At 62.0% G+C, this 23,054-nt stretch carries 39 protein-coding genes and 2 tRNA genes; 13 read left to right on the top strand and 28 right to left on the bottom strand.

From position 1 onward, the window contains the following. Window position 1: 1 nt before the first annotated feature. Together NKH17_RS12870 and NKH17_RS12865 are read right to left on the bottom strand one after the other, a co-directional pair. A complete protein-coding gene (locus NKH17_RS12870) occupies window positions 2-1,123 on the bottom strand; it encodes a carbohydrate ABC transporter permease (RefSeq protein WP_352806192.1) in 1,122 nt (373 codons plus the stop codon). A 127-nt stretch (window positions 1,124-1,250) separates the two neighbouring features. Beyond that, window positions 1,251-2,915, bottom strand: coding sequence for an ABC transporter substrate-binding protein (locus NKH17_RS12865; RefSeq protein ID WP_352896632.1), 1,665 nt, complete (start codon window positions 2,913-2,915; stop codon window positions 1,251-1,253). Between the two features lie 294 nt (window positions 2,916-3,209). On the opposite strand from NKH17_RS12865, the gene NKH17_RS12860 reads away from it, so the two are divergent. The 3 genes from NKH17_RS12860 to rbsK are packed head-to-tail and all read left to right on the top strand — an operon-like array spanning window position 3,210 to window position 5,699. Beyond that, complete coding sequence (locus NKH17_RS12860) at window positions 3,210-4,268, top strand: ABC transporter ATP-binding protein (protein ID WP_254817606.1); 1,059 nt, start codon at window positions 3,210-3,212, stop codon at window positions 4,266-4,268. 32 nt (window positions 4,269-4,300) lie between these two features. Then, the gene (locus NKH17_RS12855; RefSeq protein WP_352477323.1) at window positions 4,301-4,753 is read left to right on the top strand and encodes an RbsD/FucU family protein; all 453 of its coding nucleotides are present in this window, start codon (window positions 4,301-4,303) and stop codon (window positions 4,751-4,753) included. 4 nt (window positions 4,754-4,757) lie between these two features. Further along, window positions 4,758-5,699 carry a ribokinase gene (gene rbsK / locus NKH17_RS12850; RefSeq protein WP_352896636.1) on the top strand — a complete coding sequence of 314 codons (942 nt, stop codon included), beginning with the start codon at window positions 4,758-4,760 and terminating at the stop codon, window positions 5,697-5,699. 213 nt (window positions 5,700-5,912) lie between these two features. Here rbsK and NKH17_RS12845 read toward each other — a convergent pair. Continuing rightward, a tRNA-Asp gene (locus NKH17_RS12845) sits at window positions 5,913-5,989 on the bottom strand. Between the two features lie 217 nt (window positions 5,990-6,206). Between NKH17_RS12845 and NKH17_RS12840 the strand changes: the two genes are divergently transcribed. Continuing rightward, window positions 6,207-6,282, top strand: a tRNA-Val gene (locus tag NKH17_RS12840). Window positions 6,283-6,381: 99 nt separating this feature from the next. On the opposite strand, the gene NKH17_RS12835 is transcribed toward NKH17_RS12840, so the two are convergent. The 21 genes from NKH17_RS12835 to NKH17_RS12735 form a co-directional block, all read right to left on the bottom strand. After that, window positions 6,382-7,443 carry a site-specific integrase gene (locus tag NKH17_RS12835; RefSeq protein ID WP_352971064.1) on the bottom strand — a complete coding sequence of 354 codons (1,062 nt, stop codon included), beginning with the start codon at window positions 7,441-7,443 and terminating at the stop codon, window positions 6,382-6,384. 193 nt (window positions 7,444-7,636) lie between these two features. Further along, entirely contained in the window at window positions 7,637-8,047 is a 411-nt protein-coding gene (locus tag NKH17_RS12830) for a hypothetical protein (RefSeq protein WP_352971061.1), read from the bottom strand. Then, window positions 8,044-8,292 carry a hypothetical protein gene (locus NKH17_RS12825; RefSeq protein ID WP_352971058.1) on the bottom strand — a complete coding sequence of 83 codons (249 nt, stop codon included), beginning with the start codon at window positions 8,290-8,292 and terminating at the stop codon, window positions 8,044-8,046. Before NKH17_RS12825 ends, NKH17_RS12830 begins: the two co-directional genes overlap by 4 nt. Window positions 8,293-8,536: 244 nt before the next feature. After that, window positions 8,537-9,358 (bottom strand): hypothetical protein, encoded by an 822-nt coding sequence (locus tag NKH17_RS12820; protein ID WP_352971055.1) that lies wholly within the window; start codon window positions 9,356-9,358, stop codon window positions 8,537-8,539. After that, complete coding sequence (locus tag NKH17_RS12815) at window positions 9,355-9,591, bottom strand: hypothetical protein (RefSeq protein WP_352971053.1); 237 nt, start codon at window positions 9,589-9,591, stop codon at window positions 9,355-9,357. The genes NKH17_RS12820 and NKH17_RS12815 overlap by 4 nt, the downstream gene beginning before the upstream one ends. Continuing rightward, entirely contained in the window at window positions 9,588-10,976 is a 1,389-nt protein-coding gene (locus tag NKH17_RS12810; protein WP_352971051.1) for a hypothetical protein, read from the bottom strand. Before NKH17_RS12810 ends, NKH17_RS12815 begins: the two co-directional genes overlap by 4 nt. Before the next feature lie 3 nt (window positions 10,977-10,979). Further along, window positions 10,980-11,591, bottom strand: a complete 612-nt coding sequence (locus NKH17_RS12805; protein ID WP_352971049.1) for a hypothetical protein — start codon at window positions 11,589-11,591, stop codon at window positions 10,980-10,982. Continuing rightward, a complete protein-coding gene (locus tag NKH17_RS12800; protein WP_352971046.1) occupies window positions 11,588-11,962 on the bottom strand; it encodes a DUF7736 domain-containing protein in 375 nt (124 codons plus the stop codon). Before NKH17_RS12800 ends, NKH17_RS12805 begins: the two co-directional genes overlap by 4 nt. Then, window positions 11,959-12,369, bottom strand: a complete 411-nt coding sequence (locus NKH17_RS12795) for a DUF4326 domain-containing protein (protein WP_352971043.1) — start codon at window positions 12,367-12,369, stop codon at window positions 11,959-11,961. Before NKH17_RS12795 ends, NKH17_RS12800 begins: the two co-directional genes overlap by 4 nt. 235 nt (window positions 12,370-12,604) lie before the next feature. Beyond that, on the bottom strand, window positions 12,605-12,808 hold the full coding sequence (locus tag NKH17_RS12790; protein WP_352710902.1) for a hypothetical protein: 204 nt from the start codon (window positions 12,806-12,808) through the stop codon (window positions 12,605-12,607). Further along, window positions 12,805-13,347 carry a DUF1643 domain-containing protein gene (locus NKH17_RS12785; protein ID WP_352971040.1) on the bottom strand — a complete coding sequence of 181 codons (543 nt, stop codon included), beginning with the start codon at window positions 13,345-13,347 and terminating at the stop codon, window positions 12,805-12,807. Before NKH17_RS12785 ends, NKH17_RS12790 begins: the two co-directional genes overlap by 4 nt. Continuing rightward, entirely contained in the window at window positions 13,344-14,465 is a 1,122-nt protein-coding gene (locus tag NKH17_RS12780) for a hypothetical protein (RefSeq protein ID WP_352971037.1), read from the bottom strand. The genes NKH17_RS12785 and NKH17_RS12780 overlap by 4 nt, the downstream gene beginning before the upstream one ends. After that, the gene (locus tag NKH17_RS12775; protein WP_352971035.1) at window positions 14,360-15,403 is read right to left on the bottom strand and encodes a DUF5131 family protein; all 1,044 of its coding nucleotides are present in this window, start codon (window positions 15,401-15,403) and stop codon (window positions 14,360-14,362) included. Before NKH17_RS12775 ends, NKH17_RS12780 begins: the two co-directional genes overlap by 106 nt. Further along, complete coding sequence (locus NKH17_RS12770; protein ID WP_352971032.1) at window positions 15,396-15,698, bottom strand: hypothetical protein; 303 nt, start codon at window positions 15,696-15,698, stop codon at window positions 15,396-15,398. Before NKH17_RS12770 ends, NKH17_RS12775 begins: the two co-directional genes overlap by 8 nt. After that, a complete protein-coding gene (locus NKH17_RS12765; protein ID WP_352971029.1) occupies window positions 15,698-15,880 on the bottom strand; it encodes a hypothetical protein in 183 nt (60 codons plus the stop codon). The genes NKH17_RS12770 and NKH17_RS12765 overlap by 1 nt, the downstream gene beginning before the upstream one ends. After that, window positions 15,873-16,130 (bottom strand): hypothetical protein, encoded by a 258-nt coding sequence (locus NKH17_RS12760; RefSeq protein ID WP_352971026.1) that lies wholly within the window; start codon window positions 16,128-16,130, stop codon window positions 15,873-15,875. The genes NKH17_RS12765 and NKH17_RS12760 overlap by 8 nt, the downstream gene beginning before the upstream one ends. Further along, a complete protein-coding gene (locus tag NKH17_RS12755) occupies window positions 16,127-16,249 on the bottom strand; it encodes a hypothetical protein (protein WP_352971023.1) in 123 nt (40 codons plus the stop codon). The genes NKH17_RS12760 and NKH17_RS12755 overlap by 4 nt, the downstream gene beginning before the upstream one ends. Continuing rightward, complete coding sequence (locus NKH17_RS12750; protein WP_352971020.1) at window positions 16,249-16,467, bottom strand: hypothetical protein; 219 nt, start codon at window positions 16,465-16,467, stop codon at window positions 16,249-16,251. The genes NKH17_RS12755 and NKH17_RS12750 overlap by 1 nt, the downstream gene beginning before the upstream one ends. Then, window positions 16,467-16,709, bottom strand: a complete 243-nt coding sequence (locus NKH17_RS12745) for a hypothetical protein (protein WP_352971017.1) — start codon at window positions 16,707-16,709, stop codon at window positions 16,467-16,469. Before NKH17_RS12745 ends, NKH17_RS12750 begins: the two co-directional genes overlap by 1 nt. Further along, the gene (locus NKH17_RS12740) at window positions 16,706-16,927 is read right to left on the bottom strand and encodes a hypothetical protein (RefSeq protein ID WP_352971014.1); all 222 of its coding nucleotides are present in this window, start codon (window positions 16,925-16,927) and stop codon (window positions 16,706-16,708) included. Before NKH17_RS12740 ends, NKH17_RS12745 begins: the two co-directional genes overlap by 4 nt. After that, window positions 16,927-17,313, bottom strand: a complete 387-nt coding sequence (locus tag NKH17_RS12735; RefSeq protein ID WP_352971012.1) for an HNH endonuclease — start codon at window positions 17,311-17,313, stop codon at window positions 16,927-16,929. Before NKH17_RS12735 ends, NKH17_RS12740 begins: the two co-directional genes overlap by 1 nt. 173 nt (window positions 17,314-17,486) lie before the next feature. On the opposite strand from NKH17_RS12735, the gene NKH17_RS12730 reads away from it, so the two are divergent. Then, window positions 17,487-17,810 (top strand): hypothetical protein, encoded by a 324-nt coding sequence (locus NKH17_RS12730; RefSeq protein WP_352971009.1) that lies wholly within the window; start codon window positions 17,487-17,489, stop codon window positions 17,808-17,810. 155 nt (window positions 17,811-17,965) lie between these two features. Here the strand turns inward: NKH17_RS12730 and NKH17_RS12725 are convergent, their stop codons facing one another. The 4 genes from NKH17_RS12725 to NKH17_RS12710 all read right to left on the bottom strand — a co-directional run bounded on the left by NKH17_RS12725 (window position 17,966) and on the right by NKH17_RS12710 (window position 19,601). Further along, window positions 17,966-18,277 (bottom strand): hypothetical protein, encoded by a 312-nt coding sequence (locus NKH17_RS12725; protein ID WP_352971006.1) that lies wholly within the window; start codon window positions 18,275-18,277, stop codon window positions 17,966-17,968. After that, window positions 18,274-18,471 carry a hypothetical protein gene (locus NKH17_RS12720; protein WP_352971003.1) on the bottom strand — a complete coding sequence of 66 codons (198 nt, stop codon included), beginning with the start codon at window positions 18,469-18,471 and terminating at the stop codon, window positions 18,274-18,276. Before NKH17_RS12720 ends, NKH17_RS12725 begins: the two co-directional genes overlap by 4 nt. Window positions 18,472-18,583: 112 nt before the next feature. Then, window positions 18,584-19,045, bottom strand: a complete 462-nt coding sequence (locus NKH17_RS12715) for a hypothetical protein (protein WP_352971000.1) — start codon at window positions 19,043-19,045, stop codon at window positions 18,584-18,586. Window positions 19,046-19,178: 133 nt separating this feature from the next. Then, entirely contained in the window at window positions 19,179-19,601 is a 423-nt protein-coding gene (locus NKH17_RS12710) for a helix-turn-helix domain-containing protein (protein ID WP_352970997.1), read from the bottom strand. Between NKH17_RS12710 and NKH17_RS12705 the strand changes: the two genes are divergently transcribed. The 8 genes from NKH17_RS12705 (at window position 19,600) to NKH17_RS12670 (ending at window position 23,039) form a co-directional block, all read left to right on the top strand. Beyond that, window positions 19,600-19,845, top strand: a complete 246-nt coding sequence (locus NKH17_RS12705) for a transcriptional regulator (RefSeq protein ID WP_352710857.1) — start codon at window positions 19,600-19,602, stop codon at window positions 19,843-19,845. The two genes, NKH17_RS12710 and NKH17_RS12705, sit on opposite strands and share 2 nt — an antisense overlap. A 130-nt stretch (window positions 19,846-19,975) precedes the next feature. Then, on the top strand, window positions 19,976-20,452 hold the full coding sequence (locus tag NKH17_RS12700; RefSeq protein ID WP_352970994.1) for a hypothetical protein: 477 nt from the start codon (window positions 19,976-19,978) through the stop codon (window positions 20,450-20,452). Between the two features lie 52 nt (window positions 20,453-20,504). After that, window positions 20,505-20,915, top strand: a complete 411-nt coding sequence (locus tag NKH17_RS12695) for a phage regulatory CII family protein (RefSeq protein WP_352970991.1) — start codon at window positions 20,505-20,507, stop codon at window positions 20,913-20,915. Beyond that, window positions 20,912-21,469, top strand: a complete 558-nt coding sequence (locus NKH17_RS12690; RefSeq protein ID WP_352970989.1) for a GcrA family cell cycle regulator — start codon at window positions 20,912-20,914, stop codon at window positions 21,467-21,469. The genes NKH17_RS12695 and NKH17_RS12690 overlap by 4 nt, the downstream gene beginning before the upstream one ends. Then, the gene (locus tag NKH17_RS12685) at window positions 21,466-21,789 is read left to right on the top strand and encodes a hypothetical protein (RefSeq protein WP_352970986.1); all 324 of its coding nucleotides are present in this window, start codon (window positions 21,466-21,468) and stop codon (window positions 21,787-21,789) included. The genes NKH17_RS12690 and NKH17_RS12685 overlap by 4 nt, the downstream gene beginning before the upstream one ends. Then, entirely contained in the window at window positions 21,786-22,157 is a 372-nt protein-coding gene (locus tag NKH17_RS12680) for a hypothetical protein (protein WP_502901891.1), read from the top strand. The genes NKH17_RS12685 and NKH17_RS12680 overlap by 4 nt, the downstream gene beginning before the upstream one ends. After that, window positions 22,157-22,615, top strand: a complete 459-nt coding sequence (locus NKH17_RS12675; protein ID WP_352970983.1) for a hypothetical protein — start codon at window positions 22,157-22,159, stop codon at window positions 22,613-22,615. The genes NKH17_RS12680 and NKH17_RS12675 overlap by 1 nt, the downstream gene beginning before the upstream one ends. A gap of 55 nt (window positions 22,616-22,670) precedes the next feature. Further along, on the top strand, window positions 22,671-23,039 hold the full coding sequence (locus tag NKH17_RS12670) for a YfdP family phage-associated protein (protein ID WP_352970980.1): 369 nt from the start codon (window positions 22,671-22,673) through the stop codon (window positions 23,037-23,039). Window positions 23,040-23,054: the final 15 nt, after the last annotated feature.

Below are 23,054 nucleotides of genomic sequence, written 5' to 3'. Positions count from 1 at the left end.
ATCAGTTGACGTTGCGCACGAAGCGGCTGGCGAATTTCAGCAGCCAGGTCACGAACACGATGATGATGATCAAATAGGCCATCGCCAGCATCGTGCCGTAGCCGACATTCGATCGATCGCGATATTCGCGGTAGATGAAGCTCGACACTGAATCGGTCGCGCCGCCCGGGCCGCCGGAGGTGACGGTGATGATGATATCGGCGAGCTTCAGCTTGAAGATGATGCGCAGGATGACTGCCGTCACCGACACCGGCAGCATCAGCGGGAAGGTGACCTGCCAGAAGGTCTGCCATGGGGTGGCGCCATCGACACGCGCCGCCTCGAGCACTTCGCGCGACATCGCCTGCAGGCCGGCGAGCAGCATGATCATCATGAACGGGATGAAGGTCCAGGCGTCGAGCACCATGATCGAGATGCGGGCGGTGATCGGGTTGGAGAAGAAGGCCGGGTTTTCCCAGCCGAGATGGCGCGCCAGCGTCGCGGCCGGCCCGAAGCGGTATTCCATCAGCGACTTGCCGATCATCCACGACACCGCGACCGGCGACAGCATCAGGGGCATGAGAAAGACGACGCGGAAGAATTTTCGTGCCCTAATCTGCGCGTTGAGCAGCAGCGCCAGGCCGAAGGCGATGACATATTCGACCAACACCGCCAGCACGTAGAGCACCATGTTGAACAGCGCGTTGCGATAATAGGCGTCGTTCAGCATCTGCCAGAAATTGTCGAGCCCGTTGAACTGCCGTCCGCTGAAGGAACTGAGGTTCCAGTCGGTCAGCGCGATGTAGAAGCCGAACAATGTCGGGAAGATTACCATGGCAATGGTGAACAGCAGCGCCGGCAGCAGGAACAGCGCGCGCTGGCCGTCCTCGCCGCGCGTCAGCACCTGGCCGATGCCGAGTGCGACACCCCACAGCACATAGGCGTAGACCACCGGCCGCCAGTTCTCGAACCCGACGGTGTCGACCTCGCTCTTGTAGAGGATTTGCAGCGTAATCACCGCCAGAAGGCCGAGCGTCGCAGCAACCATCAGCGCCCAGCCAAGCCTTTTGCGGCTCCGCGATATCAGGTCGGATGGCACGGCGCCTGCCGGCCATTCACTTGTCGACAAAGTCTGGTCAGCCAGGGTCCGGTCAGCCACGCGTCTTGCCTGTTCACAGGAGGCTCGATGACCGGCCGAGCCGGTCGAGGCCAAGTCGGTCAAGGGGAGGTCCGGCGGCTGTGCGCCGCCGAACCAGGTTCACGATCTCAGCCTACATGCCGAGCGAGGCCTTGTAGAGCTTGATCTGGTTGTCACGGCCGATCTGGTCGGTCAGCTTCTCCCAGGCGGCTGCGATGGCGTCGGCGCCTTCCTGCGCCTTCATCTTGCCGGCAAAAGTGTTGGCCAAAATGTCCTCGGCGGCGCTGTAGTACTGGAAGATGCCGGGGATGCGTGGCTCGATCGCGGCGTTGGGATGGTTGTAGCTGTCGGCTTCCGACTTCAGATACGAGGTGATGAACGCCTCGTCGTAGCCCGCCGCCACCCATTCCGGAATGTTGAAATGCGAGTTGCGATAGGGCTGGAAACCCGACGGATAGGCCGCGCACCAGAGCGACAGGTCCTTGCCGCCGAGATGGGCAGCGGCCGACCATGCCGCCTTCTTTTTCTTTTCGTCGCTGTCGACACGGGCCATGACATACACGCCCCAGCCGAGATAGGCGCAGTTCGGCGCATGGTTCGGTCCGCTGGCCAGTTTGTCCCACTGGCCGGTCTTGGAGTTGTAGACATCGTCCGAGCCCGGCAGGATCGAGAAGCCGGTGACGTCGCCGACGACCGAGGAGTCGTTGGTCTTGACGTTCGAACCAACGTCGCCCCACCAGGTGACCATCGAACCGGTGCCTGCCAGGAATTGCTGGAAGGCGGTGGTGTTCGGGTCGGCGTTGATCTGGTCGGCAGGCTCGGAAGGCAGCGCATCGATGACGTCCTGGATCGCCCGCACCCATGCCGGATTGTTGATGCGCGGCTTCATCGTGTCGGCGTCGAACAGCCAGGCCTTGTCGTCGGGATGCTTGGCATAGGCGCTGGCGCGGCTGCCGAGGAAGTAGAAGCCGAAGCCGCCCCAGGGCTTGGGCGCGTCGAGATAGCCAAAGACGTCCTGGCCCTTCACCTGCTTGCCCTTGAGGAACTTGGTCACCGCCTGCACCTGCTGCCAGGTCTTCGGCACGCCCCATTCGCCTTCACCGCCGCCGTCCTTCCAGGCCTTGGCGAGGTCGGCATCGGCGAACACGTCGGTGCGATAGTTGAAATTATGTGCATCGCCGTCGACGGTCACGCGGTACTGCTTGCCCTCCCAGGTGCCGACTGGCGGCTGCAGATAGGCCACGACGTCCTTCATGTCGATCTGGTCCTTGACCCAGTCCGGCATTTCGGAGGTGAGACCCTTGCCGCAGACGTCGCCTTCGAACGGTGCTCCCATTTCGATGATGTCGAAATCGACGGTGCCTGTCGCGATCGACTGCTGCAGGCGGGCGTTGTAGTCAGCCTGCGCCAGGTCGATCCAGTTGATCTTGGCGCCGGTATAGGTCTCCCACGGCTTCAGAAAGCCGCGAAACAGCACATTGTGCAGGTTCTGGTTGTTGAGGCCCATGAAGGTGAGTTCAACGCCGGCGAATTCGCCTTCCTTGACATTGGCCTTGGTGGCTCCCAGGCAAAGCTCGCCGACCTGCTGGAAATCGGCATCGGTCGGCTGACCCTTGCCGACGCCCGGAATCTGCAGGATCTGCGCACGCAGGTCATCGGCGGCCGCGGCCGGGCGCGTCAGGGCGCCAAGCCCGGCGCCAGACGCCGCGGCGAGGGCGGCCATGCTGGCCGCTCCCTTCAGCACGTCGCGGCGGGTGGCCCCGGCGCGGACGAATTGGTTATAAAGGCTGACTTTCATCTCGTTCCTCCCAGAAGGTCAATCGTGAATTTGGTTCAGATGATGGAGCGCCGATTATGTTCCCCAACGACAGCGACTCCCGTAAATAGCGGCCCGAATTCTCCCTCCCGCGACGCTTGGCATTCAGTACCGGACAAGCGTACCGGTGCGCCCGGAACAGGGTCATAAGCCGGACACTGTCACTATTCGCACAACGAAGTGCGGTGTCAACGTGAATGGGTTTTTTATCTATAAGAGACCGACTTGCCCTCGCCGTTTGCGTTGTTTAGCTTCACGGCAACCAAAGGGGGAATGATGGCTCAAGTCGCGATCCGCAATGTGGCCAAGGCGTTCGGAACCGTCAAGGTTCTGCACGATGTCAGCGTCGACATCGCCGACGGGCAGTTCGTGGTGCTGGTCGGGCCTTCCGGCTGCGGCAAGTCCACGTTGCTGAGGATGGTAGCGGGGCTGGAAACGGTCTCCGGCGGCACCATCGCCATCGGCGAGCGCGTCGTCAACCATTTGCCGCCGGCCAAGCGCGACATTGCCATGGTGTTCCAGAACTACGCGCTCTATCCGCACAAGACGGTCGAGCAGAACATGGCCTTCGCTCTCAAGCTGCGCAAAACCGACCCGGCGGTGGTCACTGAGCGGGTCAAGCGGGCCGCCGACATCCTCGACCTCAATCCCTACCTCAAGCGCTATCCGCGCCAGCTCTCGGGCGGCCAGCGCCAGCGCGTCGCCATGGGCCGCGCCATCGTGCGCAACCCGCAGGTGTTCCTGTTCGACGAGCCGCTCTCCAATCTCGATGCCAAGCTGCGCGTACAGATGCGCACCGAGATCAAGGAACTGCATCAACGACTGAAGACCACCACCATCTACGTCACCCACGACCAGATCGAGGCCATGACCATGGCCGACAAGATCGTGGTGATGCGCGACGGTCGCATCGAGCAGGTCGGCGCGCCGCTGGAGTTGTTCGACCGGCCCGCCAACCTGTTTGTCGCCGGCTTCATCGGCTCGCCCTCGATGAACCTGCTCAAGGGGGTCGTGCGCAAGGGCGACAAGCCCGTCGTCGAGATCGCCGGGACGCCGTTCCCGATTGCTGCCAAGAGTGCCGTGGAAGATGGCCGCAATGTCGTCTACGGCGTGCGGCCCGAGCATCTCGAAATCCATCCAGATGGTGTTCCGGCGAAGATTTCGGTGGTCGAGCCGACCGGTTCCGAGACTTTGGTGTTCCTGCGCTTCGGCGAGGGCGAGATGGTGGCGCTGTTCCGTGAGCGCCACGACTTCAAGCCGGGCGACACACTGCACCTGAAACCGCGGCTCGACCAGGTGCATCTCTTCGACGCAGAGACCGGCAAGCGTCTCTGATTTCGCCCCAGCAAAACTTCGCGAGGAATACCATGCTCAAAGGAATCAATCCCCTGCTCAATGCCGATGTGCTGCAGGCGCTGCGGGCGATGGGCCACGGCGACGATCTGATTATCGCCGACACCAATTTCCCGTCCGATTCGGTGGCGCGCCAGACCGTGCTTGGCCGGTTGCTGCGCATCGATGCGCCGGCGGCCGACGTGGTCAAGGCGGTGCTTTCGCTCTATCCGCTGGACACCTTCGTCGACGACGCGGCCGCGCGCATGGAGATCGTCGGCAAGCCGGACGACATTCCCGCCGTGCAGCAGGAAGTGCAAAAAGAGATCGATGCCGCCGAGGGCAAGGCCTGGCCGATGATCTCGGTCGAGCGCTACGCCTTCTACGAACGCGCCAAGAAGGCCTATTGCGTCATCCAGACCGGCGAGCGCCGCTTCTATGGCTGTTTTGCCTTCCGCAAGGGCGTCGTGCCACCGGATGCGGAGTAGGGGCATGCCGGCGAAACCGATCGTCATGAAGCCGGTTGTCATATTGGGCGTCTTCGTCGCCGACACGGCCTACCGCGCCGCCCGCCAGCCGCGGATGGGCGAGACGATCCTGGGCACGTCCTTCACGCTCGGCCCCGGCGGCAAGGGCTCGAACCAGGCGGTGGCAGCCGGCCGGCTCGGCGCCGATGTCACCTTCCTTACCCGCCTCGGGGTCGACCCCTTTGCCGATATGGCGAGACAGACCTGGTCGCAGGCCGGCGTGAAGAGCGCCGTCATCGACACGCCGGAAAGCTACACCGGTGCCGCCTATATCTTCATCGAGGAGACGAGCGGCAACAACGCGATCATCGTCAGCCCCGGTGCGGCGATGCTGATCTCGCCCGCCGATATCGAGGCAAATGCCGGCCTGATCCGCGCGGCCGGCGTCTTCGTCACCCAGCTTGAGCAGCCGATCGAGGCGGCGATGCGGGCGCTGGAGATCGCGCGCGGGGCAGGGGTGACCACCATTCTCAACCCGGCGCCGGCGGCCAAGCTTCCGGACCGCATCTATGCACTTTGCGACTATGTGACGCCGAACGAGACTGAGGCCGAGGAACTGACCGGCATCAAGGTATCCTCCATCGACGATGCCCGCCGTGCCGCCGACAGCCTGCTCGAGAAGGGCGTGGGCGCTGTCGTCGTGACGCTCGGCGAAAAGGGCGCGCTGCTGCACACGGCCGACCGTTCCGAGCATGTCGCTGCGGTCGCCGCCGGCCCGGTCATCGAGACCACCGGCGCGGGCGACGCCTTCAATGGCGGCCTGGCCGCAGCGCTGTCGAGCGGGATCGAACCCCTGCAGGCGGTGCGCTTCGCTTGCGCCGTCGCAGGCATTTCGGTGACGCGCCCGGGCACCGCGCCGTCCATGCCGACGCTGCAGGAAGTCGAGGCACTGCTCGCCAAGGGGTGAAGCCCGAGCGGGAGCGAATGGGTTAGACCCGGCTCTTGTCCGAGAAGCTATTGTCTTCTGGCTTGACCACAACAGGCGGGCAGGTCGATGGATGAGGATCAATGCCAGAATTCGAAAGGAATGGACCTGGACTGGGTCACGAAAGAAGATGATTTTTGACAAATCAACGTCGACATTTCTCCGACATCAAGGGCACGTGGCCCTAAGGAGAAATGGCGCGAGTGACGGGGCTCGAACCCGCGACCTCCGGCGTGACAGGCCGGCACTCTAACCAACTGAGCTACACCCGCGCATAGACGAGCACGTGTCAGCCGTGTTCGTCGTTGGGGCGGTGGATAAGGGGTAAGCCACCGGGTGTCAAGCGGACCCGGACAGCATAACAGCAAACAGGAGAAGGTTTTTTGACAAGCCGAACTTTGTTGCCGAAACCGGCTCCCGGCCAAGCCACTGGCCGTTCATTTGGCCTTGCGAAGCCGGTCCTAACTGCTTAAAGGTCCGGCCCGGAGCGGGCGATTAGCTCAGTTGGTAGAGCGCTTCGTTTACACCGAAGATGTCGGCGGTTCGAGCCCGTCATCGCCCACCATTTTTCCATAATGAAATCAATGTGGTCTGCCTCCGCTTGGAGGTAGTCTGCGTCCGGTGCGCCCAGTTATGCGCCCAGAAACGAGCATTTTGGGGCGGCTTAATAGGCATCGGCGGCGGCCTGCTGGAAGTCGGGATGATGGTGGCCGTAGCTTGATTCCATCTGTTTGACGGTCATGCCGAGCGAGCCGGCGGCATCCCAGATCGGCACGCCTCGCTGCATCAACCAGGTCGCCCTCGTGTGGCGCATGATGTGTGGCGTGACCTCGTCGCCGAGCTTGGCCTCGACGCGCGCGGCATCGAATGACTTGCGCATGAGGCCGATCTGTTTTCCGCCCTTGGCATGGATCACCGGACCCTTGCCGCCGTCGGCAGCCTTCCATCGCTTCAGGTGCAGTTTGAGCCGGCGCGGCAGCCGCATCGGCGGTTTGCGTTTGGTTGTCTCGCGCACGCGCTCGCCGCGGCGATAGAGCACGCCGGCGTCAAGGTCCGGCCAGCCGCCGGCCGGGCCACGGTTCCAGTTCAATTCGAGGATGGCGGCATGCCTCGTGCCGGTGTAGAGGCCAATCAGGATAAAGCGCGGCAGGCATTGGAAGGTTTTCGGCCGTGCACGGCGCAGCCGCAGGGCGCTGCGTAGCAGCTCGGCGGCTTCCTGGCGGGTCAGCCATCGCTCGCGGGCAACTGGCTTGTCCGGCAGCTCAAAATGCGGCCGGAAGTTCAGCCGCTTCTCCTTCGAAAACAGATTGACGGCCGACCGCAGGTCCTCGAGCTCGCGGCGTGCCGCCGCCTGTCGCTTACGGCTCTCGGCGTATTCGCGGCATGTCTCACCTGAGATCGCCGACAGTGGCTTGTCGCCCCAGAAGATAGTCAGGAAGGCGACACGACCCTCCAGCGGGCCAGTGTCCTCGTCGCGGGACTGCTTGGCTGTGACGTAATAGTCTAGCGCTGCGGCGCACGCAATGTGATCGGGACCACGTTCGACGGCGATGGGCTTTTGCTTTTTTTGCCCGATATATTCCGCGAGCTTTTCCGCCGCGCTCTCAGTTTCGCCAACAAGGCATCCCGTTCGCTTGTAAACGGACCCGTCCCGGATGACGAGCCGCTTGACCCCGTCCCGGTCGAGCCTTGGGACGATGCGGGGCGGGCTTTTTCGACGCGGCATTTGAGTCGCATTTCCCTGATTGCGGACGGTGTGACGAAATCCTTGTTGGCAATCTGCTCGATTGTCAAATTCCCCTTGCGGGCCTCGGCGCGCAGGGCCTTCGGCGTAATCCTGCCGCCAAAGAACCTATCGCAGGCTTCCTGCAGCCTCATCGGCGTGTCGTCTTCTGGGCTTGAGGCCGCCTCGCGCAGGGTCATTCTCCACATCCCTTTCCAGAGAGGCGATCATCCTGGCGGGGAAGGATAGCGCGGGCGGCTACATCGCGGATTTTCTCATAGTTGGCCTGCCACGGTGCATCGCCAAGATTGCCCTCGGCTATGTTGCGCAGTGCCTCTCTCAGTGCTTCCCGGTCAGATTCGGCGGCGGTGGCTCGGTTGCGCAAACCTTGGATGACCGTCTGCATGTCTCGCGCCGCTTTATCCTCGCGATCCGCTTCGGCTTCTGCCTCCTTCACCAGCCTAGCGTTCTCAGCTTCGAGGGCCGCGATGCGTTCGGCGGCTTCCAAGCGGACAGCGCTTGGCTTGACACGTAGCGGCTCGTAGTTAGGGCCGCGATTGTAAAGCAAGTCGTCGGCGCGCAGTCGTTCGATCAGATCGGCGCTCATGATTTCGCCTCCAAATATTCGCGAAGACCAACGAGCGAATTGAGAAAATCAATTATAGCCACCGCCTGTTCGTTTGGATCAGTGCACCCCCATTCGGCTAAGGCAGCCATGAAATGCGGCAACTCAGCAACGCGCTCTGCCATTGGCGACAAGATCAGCGCTCGCTTCAGTCTGGCGTTTTCCGCAACCACGGCATTGTATTCGGCTGCGGTCTGGTAGGTTCCGCTCGATTCGCTGGCGCTCATGGCCGCGGCTCCTGTTGAAGTGCAGCGCGGCCAGCTTCATCGGCATCAAGGTAGCGCAATTGCCACGTCGGGTGATATGGACGGGAGTGCTGTTCCCCGTCGAGACGTACTTGTAGGTGCGGTCCAGATGTGCCGGTGATAGTGCCAAATCGAGCTTTGTCTTTGCTGCCTTCGCAGGGCTTGTACTCAACGCGCCCGCCTCGCTTGGCAGGCACGCCATAGTATCGGCGAACCCATTCGATGCTCACGGCTTTTCCTCCCTACCAGCGGCGTGAGAGGGTTGGCCGGCGAGGACGGCTGCCGCTTCATCTATTGCCCGGCAGTGATTGTCGAAACCGCCGTGCGCTGCAAGCTCGCCAGAAGCATTCCACAATCGGGCCTGGATATCGCTCACCACCGGTGCGGCTGGCGCTTCGGGATTGCTGAGAGGCGCAAGCAAACCAGCGTCTCTGAGGGCTATGGCGGCTTCCCGGCTGTTGCAATTGGAATACATGCCGCATGCCGCGCCGCATATGATCGACGCTGCACGAGACAAAATAGGGTCAGCCGCCACCATCTCATCAAACTCAGGCGTCCACCCCTTCACCGCCACAGCTTCAACCGGGCATATGTCGTAAACCGCGTCGAGAAGTGGGTCTGCGCTAGCCAACCGGTCGAATTCTTGAGCCGGCCATTCGTAAGGGCTGATCTCGTCCGCCTTTGCCTCGGCGGGCATCCCGTTGATCATGTGCCGCACCATCGCTTCGGCCTGCACGGCGTCGAAAATGTTCGTTCCCATCGGGCCGGGAAGCGTCGGAATGTGGGGATACGGGTTGGTGTACGAAATGCCATGATCTGGCCGGAAGTCTTCCGGGAGCTTCCACATCAGGAAGCGGCCAACCATGTGCTTGATCTGGTCCTCGCCCACCGGTGCGGCTGGCGCTTCGGGATTGCTGAGAGTGGCAATGTTCTGCCAAGCCGCCGCCTCGCCAGCATTCCCTACACTGGCGTCATAGCGGCGCTGCATACCTTCCAAATCGCCGCCGAATTGCGCATGGGCGGCAAGCACGTCACGATGGAATTTCATAGCCGGTTCCACTTCCAATGGTTGCGGGCGTAGACGATCCAGAGGGCCGCATTCATCGGGAACAGGCCCCACGCGCTGGCACTGAATATCCAGGCGAGCCAGAGAGCTTGATTGCCTAGGCCGAACAGCCACGCATGACGCGACTTATTGCCGGCGAGGACGGTCATGTAGATCGTGACGGCGGACAGCAGCCAAGGGAGATAATTGCGGATTGCGCCGATGATGTCGGTCATTTGCCCGCCTCTATGGCTGCGATCAGCAGATTGTGCGTATCCTCGGAAAGAACGTCCTCGCTGCGTCCAGTAGCATCGTGGAATATCAGTATGTCGTCGTAGACCGCCTTGAGAACTGCCAGCAAGTCAGTCCCATGCGCGTCTTCCACCACCGGTGCGGCTGGCGCTTCGGGAAGCGAACCGAAGAACACATGCTCGGTGATGCTGATGGTTGGATCGGTGTCGATCATTAGGTAAGCATTGAACGCCTCGACATCAGCCTTCGATGTGAAGCGTTTTGCCATCGCCGCCGTTGGCGTCCACCAATGAAAGCCCAAGCGATTTTCTGCATACCAGCGTGTTTCTGGTGTCGACAAGCCATCGGCAGGGAACTTCCGCTCGATCAGCCACGCGACAGTCCTGCCGGCTGGCGCTTCGGGATTGGCGGCGAAACGGGCGAGGCGGTGCGCAATAACCTCGGGTGTGATCCGTGCGTTCGGCAGCGGCGCATTTCCATACCAATCCGCAACCATTTCGGCGATCGACGTTGATGCTATATCGATATCGATCAACGTTCCTTCCTTGTACCCGTCGACATAGCCGCGAACGTATTCGTCTTTCTTGAGAGTGGCAGGGGCAAGGGACGAGCGGATGCGAACTTCGTAATCGGCCTGTGCGGCGGCTTTGGCTTCGTCCTCTGCCACATTTTCGGCAAGGATGGTGTCCTCGTCCTGGCCATCCTCGACGCTTCTGCGGATTGCCATAAAGCCGTGCGTGACGATGCCGACATCGTATCTGCCAACAACAGTATTGGCCTTCCACTCATCGGAGAACGCGCTACTGCGTAGTTTCCACTCCAGCGCCTTCACCGCCTTCCCATCCACCGCCGCCTCACCCTGTAGAGTGGCCTTGGAGAGGGCGGCGACGGCTTCTTCCAGCAATGCATTGCCGCGAGATTGGATTGGGCCGGAGAGATGATCCGAAAGGAACGAAGTGATCCGCGTGATCAAATCTGCACCATCGACCGCCGATGTTGGAGCGGGGGCTACGAGAGCGGCGGCAGCTTCACCAAGTGCATGCCACAGTTCGAAGAACCAAATATCGCCGGTAAGATTGTATTTCTTTTCCGTCCCGACTAGCAGGTTCTTCAGCTTCTCGACCAGTTTCTCCCCCACCGGTGCGGCTGGCGCTTCGGGAAGGGGCATTCCCTCAATCATGTTCCGCACCATCGCGGTGGCCTGCGTTGCATCGAACAGGTTGGTCCCGAATGGCTCGTGCTTCATTGGATGAGCGGTATTCTCATTGAACGTCGCCTTGAAGCTGATGCCCCCGTCCGGATTGAAGTTCTCCGGTAACCGCCATGTAAGGAAGCGGCTCACCATGTGCTTGAGCTGGTCCTCGGTCATGGATCAAAAACCTTTCTGAAGGTTGAGGCTCACTTCATCTTCATAGAGGCGCTTGAGGTGTATCACCTCGGCCTCCAATTCCACTATGCGTCGGGCTGTCTGAGCGGGCGGGGTGGCTACGAGAGCGGGAGTGGCGAAAAGAGGCTGCTTTTCCCAGCAATGAAAATGTGGGTCGCGATCGGGGTCGGTACGGACTAGACCCCATTCAAAGCCAGGCCGCTCGCGCACCCGCCAAGCCACCGGTGCGGCTGGCGCTTCGGGATTGCTGAGAGTGGCAGGAGCGAGGGCTGCGAGAAGTGTACGAATGTCGTCGCGGTCGAACTCCGATAGATTATCGTCGGTCGGATCGCCCTCTTCGTGGTCATGAGAGACGTTGTTGTCGTAATCAGCCAACCACTCGCCGACGCGCTTGGTCGTATTCACAAGCCAGTCGGGTTTCACCTGTACTGGCTCTACAGTGCCGGTGAGAGCGGCGCGGATTGCTGCGGCTGCCTCGTCGCATGTCATTTGCGTGCCAGGGAGCATGACGCTGCGCACAGCTGGCTTCTCCCAATTCGCCAGCATTCGTTCCAGCTTCGCGTCTAGCGTACCCTCGGTGGGCTTGGAGGTGCTCATGGGGACACCACCACGATTTTATCTGGCGAGACCTTCTCAGCCAGTTCGGACAGGGCGTCGATCCGCTCATGCTCGGCGATCGTCATTTGCGGGACGGTGATCGTCTTGCCGTAGCGCTCTTCCCATGTTGCCAGCCACGTCAGGTAATTCCCCTGTGTGACTTGCTCGGCCTCGGTGATGGTCGCTTCGAGCTGAGGGTGCAGCTTCAGCACGACCGGCGTTGCCTCACGGCTGATGCGCGGTATCTGGTGCGTAAACACGGACTCGCCGGTCATGAAGTTCAGCACCTCGTAGACGCCGCCGATCGGGCCCATCAATATGCCGGTGATGGTCGACAGGACGTCGCATGTCGGGAATTCTTTCGTAGTCATGGTGAAACCTCTTCGCATCTGGTGGCAAAGCGCTGCCGGCTGACGAGTTGTTCGGGATCGTTGGCGATGTTGAGCAGGACGTCGGCATGACACGGCTTGCCGTCGAGCGCGCACCAGCAGGCGAGATTCCTGCCGGTCAGGGTGTCTAAGCGGCGAAATATGCTAAGCCTCGCGGCGTCCTGTTCCTGTGGCGAAGGATCCGGCAGCATAACCGTCCAGCAGCACATAAATTGGCTGAACAGCTGGACGGCGTAGGCGCGGTCGTGCCGGGCGCTGACCTTAAAAGGATTGCCGAAGACCGATGGCCTGGCGACGTTGACAGCGTCGAGGCCATTGAACGACCGAGAGTGCGCCTGAAGGTCGAAGCCTTTGGAGCGGGAGAGACGGAGGCGAACGGGCTTTGTCATGGCCGCACCGCGCGATAGAGGTGGGTTGCGTATGCGCCAACCGCTTTCCAGTAGACGGCCATAGGGCCTTTGTTCTGGCGCCAACTGCGCTGCGCTCTGGTCCGAGCATCGATTGACAGTTCTCGCAGGATTTCGGCGACCAGCTGTCGCTGATCTGCCGGCAGCGCCATTAGCCTGGCCGCTGCCGGGAGCGACAGAACAGGGTTGCGCACATCGGGCTTGCTCGACCGGTGCATCACAGCAGCCTCCGCTGAGGCCGGGCCGGGCGTGCGCAGTCCTGGCAGGTGTGCTGCCACTGGCCGGCGACCTTGACGATGACGAAGCCTTCACGGCGCGCGTCGGACACCATCACGTCGAACTCGTCGGTCTGATAGGTTCGGCTCTGCGATTCGCCGCATTCGCAGACGATCTGCTGCTGGCCGGAGTGTTTCTCGATCATCGCGGATGCCTCCACACGATCGGTTGCTGGTCCCGGGGTATGCGGTGCAGCCCGCGAGCCATAGGGTGCTTTGGCGCACCGCTCTGCGTGGTGCCGAGGCAGATCAGTTCGACGCCGAGGTTGAGGGCGCGCTCGATCGTCCAGAACGCCCGCTCGTTGCCGTCATTGCCCCATGCGGCCAGCATCCTGCCGCCATTGTCGCGGGCATAGAGAATGGCCAGGTGGAGATAGTCGCCGTTTCTGAGGCCAACAGGATCCTCGGCCTTGAACATCGCCGCCGGAGATGATGACCGGAAGGCGTAGAGGTTGACGATCAGCAAGCCGCCGTAGCCCCACCGCTTTGCGAAGTGGATCAGCGCCAGGATAGTCGGGTCGTTGCTCTGGTGATCAGCCGTGCTCGGGTTGAGCATGCACACGACGAGGAGCGGAAGCGTGTCATCCCAGATGCGCCGCAGCTCGTAGCGATAGATGTTGTCCCAGCCGCCGAACACGGCCGTCATCTGCATGTCGAACAGGCCTGGTTGTGGGCGCTCGCTCATGCCGCCACCCGATCAAACCGAATATGCTTGCCATCGGGGCAAACCATTTCCATCTCATGAGGGACGCGCCGGCACTCGGCTTCCGCCTCGGCGCGGGTGTATTTCCCGGCGCTAATCCGGTCGGTCGTGTACCCGGCATATTGCGATCGGTAAAAGGCGCTGTGATCGCGCGCCCAAATCATGAAGGTCTGCTCGCCGCCGAATAGGATCATCTTGAGAAGCTGGGCGCGCTGGAAATCCATGCGCTCGACCGCAATGGCCAATTCCTTCTCCAGCCGTGACCGGCGGGCGCGTTGGTTGCGCTTTGCGCGAATGTCGGCAGGCGTCGCAGTCAACAGCGAATGGCAGCCCTCGTTATAAAGCTGCCCGCCGGCCACCACCCACCACATATTGTTGATGTTGTAGTAGGCGACGCCTCGGACGAGACGGCCCTTGTGGTCGGGTATCCAGACCGTCTGGCCGTGTTCGAGCAAACTCCCGTCCTGCGACTTCCGTTGCGATTCGCTGCTCCACGTTGGACGCCCGAGCACCTTGTCCTTGTGCCAGCTCTCGGCGTAGCGCTTTTCGATACGCTCCATCGGAGACATATCGCGGGTTTCGGAGCGGGAAACTTTCACCGGAGCTATCGTCTCCAGCCAAGTTACGATGCGACGGAATTCCAGCACCACGCGGAGCTGCTCGATGTGGTGCATGCGAGCCTTCCGGTCGAAGTCGTATCGCCTGCCGTTCTGGTTCACCTGAGGTGCCGTCATCGACCAGAACTCGACCTTCACCACACGGCCTGAAATCTCGATCGCGCAGCGCAGCGTGCCGCGTGCGCCAAGGCGGTGGCTCGGGCTCAAGCACTTGTGCCGGTAATGAATGCCGGGATCGCGCTTGATCGACCAGCCTCGGTCGCGCATCTGGCGGATCAAGACGCCGTACACCTCGGAACGGAAACTGGCATCTTGCGCATTGTCTTGCCAGATGCCGATGCTGGCGTCGTGAATCCGAATATCGAGCGGAGCGCGCTTCATGCTGTCACCTCCGGCATGGCGTTGTGTTCGATGCCGTCGAGCAGCCGGCCGGCGGCTTTCTTGTTGGTGAAAGTCATCCAAGCGCCGCCACGTTCGCGCCAATCCGGTTCGACCGAACCCTGCATCAAACGCCTTGCCCGGCCTCCGGCACCAAGGACCGTTCCGTCAGCCGCGAAGATGTAGTCCTCGCTGCCGTGAACCAGATCATCTGCGTCCGTGGAATCAGCCCATGCACCCCACTGCTTGAAAAAGAACGGCACGCGCGCCGCCTGGCATTGGTCGCGGGTCGAGCGCGCCCATGCGGGATGCATTGGCCTCGCATCGGGTCCGCTCTCGCCGCCGACGATGACCCAATCGAGGCGGGTGCAATGCTGGCAGCCGATGCGGCACGGCACTTCCCATGGCGGGCAGCGATCGCAAAGAGGCCGGAGATATTTGGCAATATCTAATGATCCGAGAAGCGGTTCGGCTGAGACGAAACGAAGCTTGGCCGGCGTGGCCAGTAGTGCCGGCAGGCGCTCATCCGCGCGCTTCTGATCCTCGGCCGAAACGCCGCACCAGACATTGTGCAGCGGCCAGGAATAGACCTCCGCCGGCTTCCCGGTGAAAGTGTACCAGTTCGCGTAGATGTCCTCGAGCAGATCGCGGCGCGACAGGAACTCGCGCATGCGGTCGGCTCGCTTGGTCAGCACCTGATAGGTGTGATGGTCGGCTGCGGCCATGACGGTGAACACGTCGAGGATCCATTCGTCCGGTACGTTCTCGGCGAACAGGTCGCCATGGGCACAGACGAAGATGCGGCGCGGCTTTTTCCACTCGAGCGGCTGATGCAGCCATTGCCGGTTAAGCCGCACTTCGCCGGTCCAGACCGGGCCGGCCTTGGTCTCACGGGTCAGACCTTTGCGGCTGTCGATGTGCTTCAGCCGCGTCCCGGCGAGCTTCATGGCGTAGCAGTTGGTGCAGCCCGGCGAGACGATCGAACAGCCGGTGATCGGATTCCACGTCGCGTCGGTCCATTCGATTGCGGATTTGTCAGCCATTGTGGCCACCCCGCTTCGGCTTGATTGAGAAGTCGGTACGGCGCTCGTCGAGATAGGCGGTCCCGCTCGCCTTCATCGCGTCGTCGATGACTTTCATCGCCGCGGCGTGAGTGGCGGCGCCAAAGAACATCAGCTTCACCGGCACCCCGGCCTTGGTCAGATCGAAATGGTGCGTCTTGCCGTCCTTCATGTACTCCCAAGCGCCGGCGGGGACGCCAACGATGAGGATTGGAACGCCATCACCCTGCCGGGTCGGGGACACGGCAAAGACCAGCTTCTCTTCCATCGTTGCCATCAGTATCCCCGTCCCGGGTTGTCGCAGTAGCCGTCACGGTCGTAGTGCCGATGAAAGCGCCACCAGCCGGTGCGCGCGCCATCGACAACGGTCTGAAGTCGGCCTTCGAACATTTCGACCTTGCCCGGAATCTCACCTGGCAAGCTCGCTTCGGTGGACCTGGACGGGGGGAATTCAGCCACTGGCGCCATCCTTGTTCCTGGCGCCGGCAAAGCGCTCGATCGCCGCGTGCAGGCTTTCCTCGCATAAGCCGACAGCGGCGGCGGGCGCGAGCTCGTAGTGGCGATGCAGAACCTCCATCAAGCTGAACTGGACGGTCTCGAAGAGGACCGTCAGCTCCGCATAGGTCGCGCCGCCCTTGATCGCCGGGCCGATGACTTCGCGGACGAAGCGGCCGGACAGCAGATCGTGCAGATCGCTGGCCGCACTCATGGCCGCTCGCCTCGCAGCAGCGGGCCAAGGGCGGCCAGCTGGTCGGCCGCGAAGTCTTTCGGCTCGGTCGCCGTGCAGGCCGACAGGAACAGCAGGGCGAAGATGGCGGCGCGCTTCATCAGCGCAGCCCCACATAGAGCAGGCCGGCGACGATCATCGCCACTGCGATCATCAGGAGCGCAAGGATGCCTGAGGCGACTGGACTTCTGACTGTATCATCTGGGCAGTCGCCGCGGCACATGCACTCCGGCCACTGGTCGCAGATCAGTTGCTTGTTGCTGTGCGGCGGCACCGAAATCAGTTCACGGGGCGGCGTGCGATTGAGGCGGGCGTTCATCAGTCGAGCCTCGGCCAGCAGCCGATGACGCCAACGACCAGCGCCGCCATCAAGAGGACGATCAGGAACTTTGCCTGAAAGTCCCAGAGCGGACGGGCGCCGAGCGGCGGCAACTCTTCAGCTTCGAACTCGACATCGTCGAACATGCGATCGAGGTAATCGAGCGGTGCGCGGTCGGGCAGTTCGCCGCGGACCTGCGAGCGGCTGCGGTTCAGGCGGTCAATGGCATCGCGCGCGCTCATGCCGGTATTCCCATCCAGCATGCGCAGAAGGTCAGGCCGAACATAAAGCACATTGCAAAGGCCAGAGAGGTCGGCGGAAAGCTGTCGTCGACGGCTACCTTCACCTTCGAGATGATGCCCGGCCGCAGCCGCTCGGCTGTCTTCCTGGCCTCAAGGGCGTTGTTGGCGTCGACGGCGACTTTTGTCCCGTCGGCGAAATGAATGCGGAACGTCGGCATCAGCGTTGCTCCTCGTGGTATTTGGGAAAGCCGCGCGATTGCAGCGGGCGGACAGGCTTCGGCCATGTGCCGTCGTTCTTGCGCCGCTGGCGGTCGGCCTTGGCGCGGAGATCCGTTTCAATCGACGACTTGGCCTGGTGGTAGAGGTTCAGTGCCGGTGCGAGGTTGCTTTCGCGGTGCTCGCCGCCGAGAGACAGTGGCTTGATGTGCTCAAGCTGCCAGCCTTCGCCGGGCCGGATCCTGCGGCCGGAAATGTGGCAGCGGCGCCCGGCGCGAACGAAGATGCGGTCGCGTACCCAGTCCGGAACATTGGCGTCAGGCGTCGAGCCAATCCATTCGGAAAGGCTTCTGCCGCCATGGGGATCGGTAATGCGGGGCGCTTTCATGCCGACATCGCATCATGTGTGACGTTTCCCGCCTGTGAATTGCGGGTGCCGCCGGCAATTTCGGATGCAGTCTGCTCCGAGCCGTGCGTAGATTCGCGGCACCGAGTCGCGCAGCAACGCGGCCCGGTGCCTGTCAACCCCTCCTGTAGACCCCAAGAGAGGATGCATTCATCATGACGGTTACCTGGAAATCCGGTTCCCGAGGAAATTCCCTCAAGCGTATGCCCGTGGTCTCGCTCTGGTTCGAGGAACGCGACTACGCAGCACTTCAGCGGATCGTGAATGATCCGAAGGCAATGCCCCTCAGCTTTGAGGACTGGAAGAAGAATGCCGAGCTGTTCGAGCGCAATTGGAAGCGCAACGGTCACCTCGTCACCCGGGTCGTAGTCGATCCGGATCTGTTTCTCCGTTACTGCGCCGCCCGTTCCAAAGACCCAAGCGGTAACATGCTCAAAGACTTCGGCTACGCTTGGATCGAAGCCGGAAAGAGCTTGTAATGATGACCCTGATAGAGCCGAACGCTGGCATTCGCACTGAATCGCGAGGCGGGCCTCTGGATGTGGCATCCCACACGCCTTGCAACATGGCGTTGAGATCGGGATGTCATGCTCGCCGATCCGGAAAGTCTTGGGGGAACCCTTGCGCTGGCGCATCAAGCCATCTCCTCGCTTGCAGCCAACAGCAGATCGCGATGGTTCCAGCCGAAGTCGGCCTCAAAGCCCTTGGCGACGCATTCCGCGTGCGATGGACCGCAATTCGATCGCGACTGGCGAAGATGAGCGACCAGCTTGTCGAACTCTGATCTGCCGGCGTCCCATGGCCCGGGCGCAGCTCGTCGCGTCGGTTGTGGAAGATCAGCGAGGATTTCAGACGGCTTGCGCCCTGCCTTCAGTTGCAGGGATACCCAGTCGAAAACCTTGGGCGAGGCGTCGGCCAGCGCGATCAGCTTTTCGGCGGTGTTCATTGCTTGCCGTCGCCGCTGCGGCGGGCGTTCCAGGCCTCCAGGGCCTCGGCATAGGTGACGCCCTCCGGGCCATGGGCACCGCAATCGTGGCAGACACCATGAAAATGGTTGTTGATCGGCTCGATCGTCGATCCGGAGATGATCGGATGGTCAAATGGGCAGGCTTGGGGTTGCTTCGACGGCTGCTTCGACATCGTGGGTCTCCCGTTCTGTCGGGAAACACCAATCGCATACAAATGTACGCAGCGTCAATACAAATGTAGACAGAAGTCTGTGGAATCGTTTTTTTGGCTTTTAGGGGTAATTTCAGTTGGCGGCGCGCCTGGAGACGCTTTCCAGTTGGTCGAGAGAATCGGCGACCTGCTCCGGCGCCATGCGGATTGCCAGTGGCAGGCGGTCTGGAAACTGCAGCATGAATAGGCGGTCGGATGTTTCCGGGTCGATGGAAACGGTGCAGTCGGCCGGGCTGAGTGCGGTGCGAAAGCTATCCGCGAAGGCGGTCATGCCCTCGTCGGGGCGGGCCGACTGGCGATAGACCATCAAAGCGGACAAGGCTTCGATCTCGGCGTGCACGGCAGCAAGCTGTTCGTGCAGTACTATCAGCTTGATGCTGCCCTTGGTGGTGTGCAGCGTCAGTTCTGCTTCGTTGCCGTCTGGACTTACAAGTGATCGCAAGGCGAGCAGCTCGTGCTCGTCTTGCACATTAGCATGTGAAAATATATCGCCTGCCGTTGCCTCCACGGCATTGCCGTCGCGCGTTTCGCCCACTTGCCCGTTTCCCGCCAATTCTTATTGTTGCTCTTTTGTACGCAAGCGTACACTGGAGAACAGCAAGCGGGTGAAATGCAAATCACGTTATTGGGGCTGTGGATAAGTTCGCGCCGGACCGGTTAACGGAAAGTTAATGCAGCTGCGAGCTTTCCTCGTCATCGATTAAGACGTTGATCTGCCGGTGCAGTCTCTCAACTGCGTCCGGCTTGATGCGCTCAAGACGCTTGAGGCGCTTATCGATGCTGGCCGCAATGTTCTTTTGGCCCTTGCCGGTCAATAGCCAATCGTGGTCGACCTTGAGCGCGGCGGCAATGGCCGGCGACCATTTCGACGCCTCACTGGCGCGATCCTCGATCTTGGTAATGGTGACACGCGGGCACTTGACGCCAGCGGCGATCGAGACGCGGTCGGCCAGCTCCTGATAGCTCAGGCCCTGCGCGATGCGCTCGGCCCTGACTCGATCACCAAATGTACTCATGACTACGATTGTACACGGCTTAATGTCTACAATGGTATTGACTTGGCTGCGTACATTTGTATCAGTGCCGGCCATGAATCAAGTCCTGAAGGAAAAAATCAAGGCAGAGCGGCGGGCGGCACTCAACGCGGCCTGCGATGCTGTCGGCGGTGTGGCGCGGCTGGCCGAGCTCATTGGCAAGACGCATGCCCATGTCTCGACATGGAAGCAACGCGGCATGATCCCTCCTGAAATGGCCATCCCTATCGAGCGCGCTTCCGGCGTGTCGCGCCAGGTTCTGCGCCCAGATCTGTATCCGGTGGAGGAGGCGGCGCAATGATGTTCCATCATCATCAAATGCGCCTTAGCCCCGTTTTCTTCCACGGGAACCGATCGGTAACCTTAAGCCGTAACCATTTTGCGGGCCTGCGCATCATCCAATCTAATGGCGATGACATCGAGGTGCTGCCATGAAGGCGCCCCTCGCTGGCATCGGTTTCACCGACCGTCTGGTGCCCCGGCCTGTTTCCAATATCAAAGCTCCCTCCCAGGAGAACGCGGCTGCCGCCGAAGCCCAAGACCTCCCGGCTTCGGCGGCATTTTCCCATTTCACAGAATCCTGTCCTTGCCCCGCAACGGGGCAGGATAAGACCGCGCCGGAGTTGAAGATTGCCTCTTCCGGCCCCGGCGCGGTCACCCTTTCGCTCGAGCTGAAACCGGCAGTAGCGCTGATCCTCAACCTGGCGGTCACCGCCAAGGGCTTGCCCGCCGAAGAGATCATCGCTCGCGCCATCTGTGTGTATGCCGAAGCCATCGGGATTCCCTCGCTTGCCCGCCAGATAGAATCCGACGGGGGCGAGCGTCACGCAAATAGGTTTTCCGACGATTTCCACGAAGTGCCGGCGTTCGACCGCACCGGCCTCAACCGGTTTGGGAAAGGCCGCTAAAAAAATGTCCCGCTCATCTTCCGACAAGCAGCGCCACAGCCTGAAGATGGCAGTGGCGCGCGTCATCGACCTGATCGGCGCGGGCAATCTCGCCGAGACGGTCACGCGGGTGAACGCGACGATGCTGTCGCGCTACATCGCGCCGCACGAAGACGACCGACATGCCGGTATCGACGTGGTGCTCGACCTCGAGCTCGCCGCCGGCGACCCGGCGGTGACGCGCACACTGGCCGCCCTGCAAGGCTATGACCTGGTCAAGGCCGAGCAGAAGGGCAGCGGTCAAAACCTCGACCTCGACGATCTGCAGCGCCTGCATCGCGAGGCCTCGGAAGCGGTGTCGGCGATCATGGCCGGCATCGCCGACCAGACGATCACGCCATCGGCAAAGAAACGGATCCTGAATGAGCTCGCCGATCTTCGCCAGGCGATCGCAGCGATCGAGGCGAAGGTGGAGGCGGCATGATCACGAATCCAAGCACTTATTCCGAGGCGGAGATTGCCCTCATCGCCGACTGGCTGGGCGAGAACCTCTCGGCGACCCAGATCGCCTACCGGCTGGCAAGGCAACGAGGCTGCGCCGTCTCGCGCAATGCCATCATCGGCATCGTGCATCGCAACAAGGTGCTGGCGGCCATCGGCCTGAGCGGACCATCGGGAAAGCCGTCGGCGGGATCGCCTGTGCCCCAAGCGCCTTCGGTGCCGCGCGCGCCGAAACCGGAGGCTCGGCTCCATCCCGGTAACATCCGCAGCAAGAAGGAGGCGAGGGCGCTCGACCCGGTGTTTGCGCCACCGGCGCGACGGCCGGTCGATGGCCTCAAGCCTCATGCATATGACGCCGCTGCCCGGCACATTCCGCTTGAAGAGTTGCGCCATGGCGAATGCCGTTGGCCGGTCAACAATGCCGCCCAAGGGGAAAAGCATTTGTTCTGCGGCAAGGCTGCGAGCTTAAGTTCCTATTGCCCGCACCATGCGCTGCGCGCCGGTGTGCGCCCGCTGTTCGTGGCGGAGGCGGCATGACGCCCGACACCATGGAGCGCAAGCAGTTCGGCATCGCCGTGTCGCCGAAAGTGTACGAGGCGGTGAGCAAGCGTGCGCGCTCGCAGGGCATGTCGCCGACCGGTTACGCGAAGCTCCTGTTCGACGCCGCCTTTGCCGCGCGCATCGGCCAGGAGCGCGGTGATCCGGCCAGCGATGCCGAGCTCGACCGGCAGGTGACGCTGGTCTTTGCCTGCGCCGGGCAGGGAGATGCGGAAGCGATCGCCACCGCCACCGGCGTCAGGCTGTCGTTGGTCACGATGATCCTCAGGGCATGGCGCAAGCAGGGAGGGGCAAAATGATGCGTTCGTTTTTCACCGTAAGAGCCACCATCGCCGCTGCCGTTCTTGCGGTCGGCTATGGCGTCGCCTGTTCGATGATCTTCGGCAGCGACGTTGCCTTCCCGCACGAGGCGATTCCAACTGCCGCCATGCCGCAAGGCTGGTCTTATCCGTTCGCCTGCTGCTCCGGCTATGACTGCCGCGAGGTGCCCGACGCCGACATCGTCGAGGGCGCGCGCGGCTACGAGATCCGCCGCACCGGCGAACTGATCGCGATGACCGATCCCAAGGTCAGGCGGAGCCCCGACGGCAAGTTCCATTGGTGCTCGGTCGCCGGCGCCAATGACGGCAAGACGATCTGCCTGTTCGTGCCGCCGCGGGGGTTTTGATGGGCGGCTTTGGATTCAAGGAAGCCGAGCGTGCCGATGCCGTCTACCGGTATTCGGTCAGGTGCGACCGTGCGACCAGCACCAGGATCGAAGCGGCGGCGCGCAAGGCCGGCATCAGCGTGACGGCGTTCGTGCAGCGGCATTTCGAGACCATCCTCGATGCCAGGCCGAATGCGACCAAGCTGGCCTCTTTCGATGCTGCCGGATTCGATGCCGTCGAATTCAGCAAGCGTCATCACGTCACGCTGATGGCGGCGCGGCTGTGGGGCACGCTCCGCGTCCATGCCGGAGACAATGGCCACGTCCAGCGCTTCCAGACGCAGCTCGCCGAAGACATCGGCTGCGACCACGCATCGACTGGCCGGCTGATCACAGCGCTGCTCGAAGCTGGCCTGCTGGAAACGGTGCGCAGAGGCAAGCAGGGCGCGCCTGCAGCTTACCGCGTCATCGGGGGCTGAACGATGAACGCCCAGGCGCTTCCGAAGAATTTTCCCAACCCGAAAGGAACCGACCATGAGCCGCGTGCTGCGCACTTTCCGTGAAATGCTTGGCCTGCTGTCGCGTGGCGATTTCTCGCGCCACTGCGACAAACTTCTGAACGAAGCGATTCAGGCGGTCGAAGAATGCCCGGCCGACAAGTGTAAGGCCGAAATCACGATCAAGATCACGCTCGATTACGAGCTTGGTCGCATCGACATCAAGGCCGACGCCAAGTCGAAACTGCCCGACACCGTGAAGTTCATGAAGACGCCGTTCTGGACAATCGATGGCCAGCTTTCGGTCGAGCACCCGAACCAGATCGACATGTTCCGCGCGCCGCGCGCGGCTGCCTCGCGCGAAAGCGAGGATGACGACACAGACGAGGAAGCCGCGGCCTCCTGATCTCTCTTTCCGAAC

Source organism: Mesorhizobium sp. M1334 (assembly GCF_040317995.1).
Taxonomy (GTDB): domain Bacteria; phylum Pseudomonadota; class Alphaproteobacteria; order Rhizobiales; family Rhizobiaceae; genus Mesorhizobium.
The sequence above is the reverse complement of the archived record's forward strand: the minus strand, read 5'-3'. Positions and strand labels throughout refer to the sequence as shown.

Excerpts from the sequence above, each read along its gene's own strand:
- NKH17_RS12865 (WP_352896632.1), bottom strand. The coding sequence starts at position 2,915 with ATGAAAGTCAGCCTTTATAACCAATTCGTCCGCGCCGGGGCCACCCGC.
- NKH17_RS12860 (WP_254817606.1), top strand. The coding sequence starts at position 3,210 with ATGGCTCAAGTCGCGATCCGCAATGTGGCCAAGGCGTTCGGAACCGTC.
- NKH17_RS12855 (WP_352477323.1), top strand. The coding sequence starts at position 4,301 with ATGCTCAAAGGAATCAATCCCCTGCTCAATGCCGATGTGCTGCAGGCG.
- rbsK (WP_352896636.1), top strand. The coding sequence starts at position 4,758 with ATGCCGGCGAAACCGATCGTCATGAAGCCGGTTGTCATATTGGGCGTC.
- NKH17_RS12835 (WP_352971064.1), bottom strand. The coding sequence starts at position 7,443 with ATGCCGCGTCGAAAAAGCCCGCCCCGCATCGTCCCAAGGCTCGACCGG.
- NKH17_RS12830 (WP_352971061.1), bottom strand. The coding sequence starts at position 8,047 with ATGAGCGCCGATCTGATCGAACGACTGCGCGCCGACGACTTGCTTTAC.
- NKH17_RS12825 (WP_352971058.1), bottom strand. The coding sequence starts at position 8,292 with ATGAGCGCCAGCGAATCGAGCGGAACCTACCAGACCGCAGCCGAATAC.
- NKH17_RS12820 (WP_352971055.1), bottom strand. The coding sequence starts at position 9,358 with ATGAAATTCCATCGTGACGTGCTTGCCGCCCATGCGCAATTCGGCGGC.
- NKH17_RS12815 (WP_352971053.1), bottom strand. The coding sequence starts at position 9,591 with ATGACCGACATCATCGGCGCAATCCGCAATTATCTCCCTTGGCTGCTG.
- NKH17_RS12810 (WP_352971051.1), bottom strand. The coding sequence starts at position 10,976 with ATGACCGAGGACCAGCTCAAGCACATGGTGAGCCGCTTCCTTACATGG.
- NKH17_RS12805 (WP_352971049.1), bottom strand. The coding sequence starts at position 11,591 with ATGAGCACCTCCAAGCCCACCGAGGGTACGCTAGACGCGAAGCTGGAA.
- NKH17_RS12800 (WP_352971046.1), bottom strand. The coding sequence starts at position 11,962 with ATGACTACGAAAGAATTCCCGACATGCGACGTCCTGTCGACCATCACC.
- NKH17_RS12795 (WP_352971043.1), bottom strand. The coding sequence starts at position 12,369 with ATGACAAAGCCCGTTCGCCTCCGTCTCTCCCGCTCCAAAGGCTTCGAC.
- NKH17_RS12790 (WP_352710902.1), bottom strand. The coding sequence starts at position 12,808 with ATGATCGAGAAACACTCCGGCCAGCAGCAGATCGTCTGCGAATGCGGC.
- NKH17_RS12785 (WP_352971040.1), bottom strand. The coding sequence starts at position 13,347 with ATGAGCGAGCGCCCACAACCAGGCCTGTTCGACATGCAGATGACGGCC.
- NKH17_RS12775 (WP_352971035.1), bottom strand. The coding sequence starts at position 15,403 with ATGGCTGACAAATCCGCAATCGAATGGACCGACGCGACGTGGAATCCG.
- NKH17_RS12770 (WP_352971032.1), bottom strand. The coding sequence starts at position 15,698 with ATGGCAACGATGGAAGAGAAGCTGGTCTTTGCCGTGTCCCCGACCCGG.
- NKH17_RS12760 (WP_352971026.1), bottom strand. The coding sequence starts at position 16,130 with ATGAGTGCGGCCAGCGATCTGCACGATCTGCTGTCCGGCCGCTTCGTC.
- NKH17_RS12755 (WP_352971023.1), bottom strand. The coding sequence starts at position 16,249 with ATGAAGCGCGCCGCCATCTTCGCCCTGCTGTTCCTGTCGGCCTGCACG.
- NKH17_RS12750 (WP_352971020.1), bottom strand. The coding sequence starts at position 16,467 with ATGAACGCCCGCCTCAATCGCACGCCGCCCCGTGAACTGATTTCGGTG.
- NKH17_RS12745 (WP_352971017.1), bottom strand. The coding sequence starts at position 16,709 with ATGAGCGCGCGCGATGCCATTGACCGCCTGAACCGCAGCCGCTCGCAG.
- NKH17_RS12740 (WP_352971014.1), bottom strand. The coding sequence starts at position 16,927 with ATGCCGACGTTCCGCATTCATTTCGCCGACGGGACAAAAGTCGCCGTC.
- NKH17_RS12735 (WP_352971012.1), bottom strand. The coding sequence starts at position 17,313 with ATGAAAGCGCCCCGCATTACCGATCCCCATGGCGGCAGAAGCCTTTCC.
- NKH17_RS12730 (WP_352971009.1), top strand. The coding sequence starts at position 17,487 with ATGACGGTTACCTGGAAATCCGGTTCCCGAGGAAATTCCCTCAAGCGT.
- NKH17_RS12725 (WP_352971006.1), bottom strand. The coding sequence starts at position 18,277 with ATGAACACCGCCGAAAAGCTGATCGCGCTGGCCGACGCCTCGCCCAAG.
- NKH17_RS12720 (WP_352971003.1), bottom strand. The coding sequence starts at position 18,471 with ATGTCGAAGCAGCCGTCGAAGCAACCCCAAGCCTGCCCATTTGACCAT.
- NKH17_RS12705 (WP_352710857.1), top strand. The coding sequence starts at position 19,600 with ATGAATCAAGTCCTGAAGGAAAAAATCAAGGCAGAGCGGCGGGCGGCA.
- NKH17_RS12710 (WP_352970997.1), bottom strand. The coding sequence starts at position 19,601 with ATGGCCGGCACTGATACAAATGTACGCAGCCAAGTCAATACCATTGTA.
- NKH17_RS12700 (WP_352970994.1), top strand. The coding sequence starts at position 19,976 with ATGAAGGCGCCCCTCGCTGGCATCGGTTTCACCGACCGTCTGGTGCCC.
- NKH17_RS12690 (WP_352970989.1), top strand. The coding sequence starts at position 20,912 with ATGATCACGAATCCAAGCACTTATTCCGAGGCGGAGATTGCCCTCATC.
- NKH17_RS12685 (WP_352970986.1), top strand. The coding sequence starts at position 21,466 with ATGACGCCCGACACCATGGAGCGCAAGCAGTTCGGCATCGCCGTGTCG.
- NKH17_RS12680 (WP_502901891.1), top strand. The coding sequence starts at position 21,786 with ATGATGCGTTCGTTTTTCACCGTAAGAGCCACCATCGCCGCTGCCGTT.
- NKH17_RS12675 (WP_352970983.1), top strand. The coding sequence starts at position 22,157 with ATGGGCGGCTTTGGATTCAAGGAAGCCGAGCGTGCCGATGCCGTCTAC.
- NKH17_RS12670 (WP_352970980.1), top strand. The coding sequence starts at position 22,671 with ATGAGCCGCGTGCTGCGCACTTTCCGTGAAATGCTTGGCCTGCTGTCG.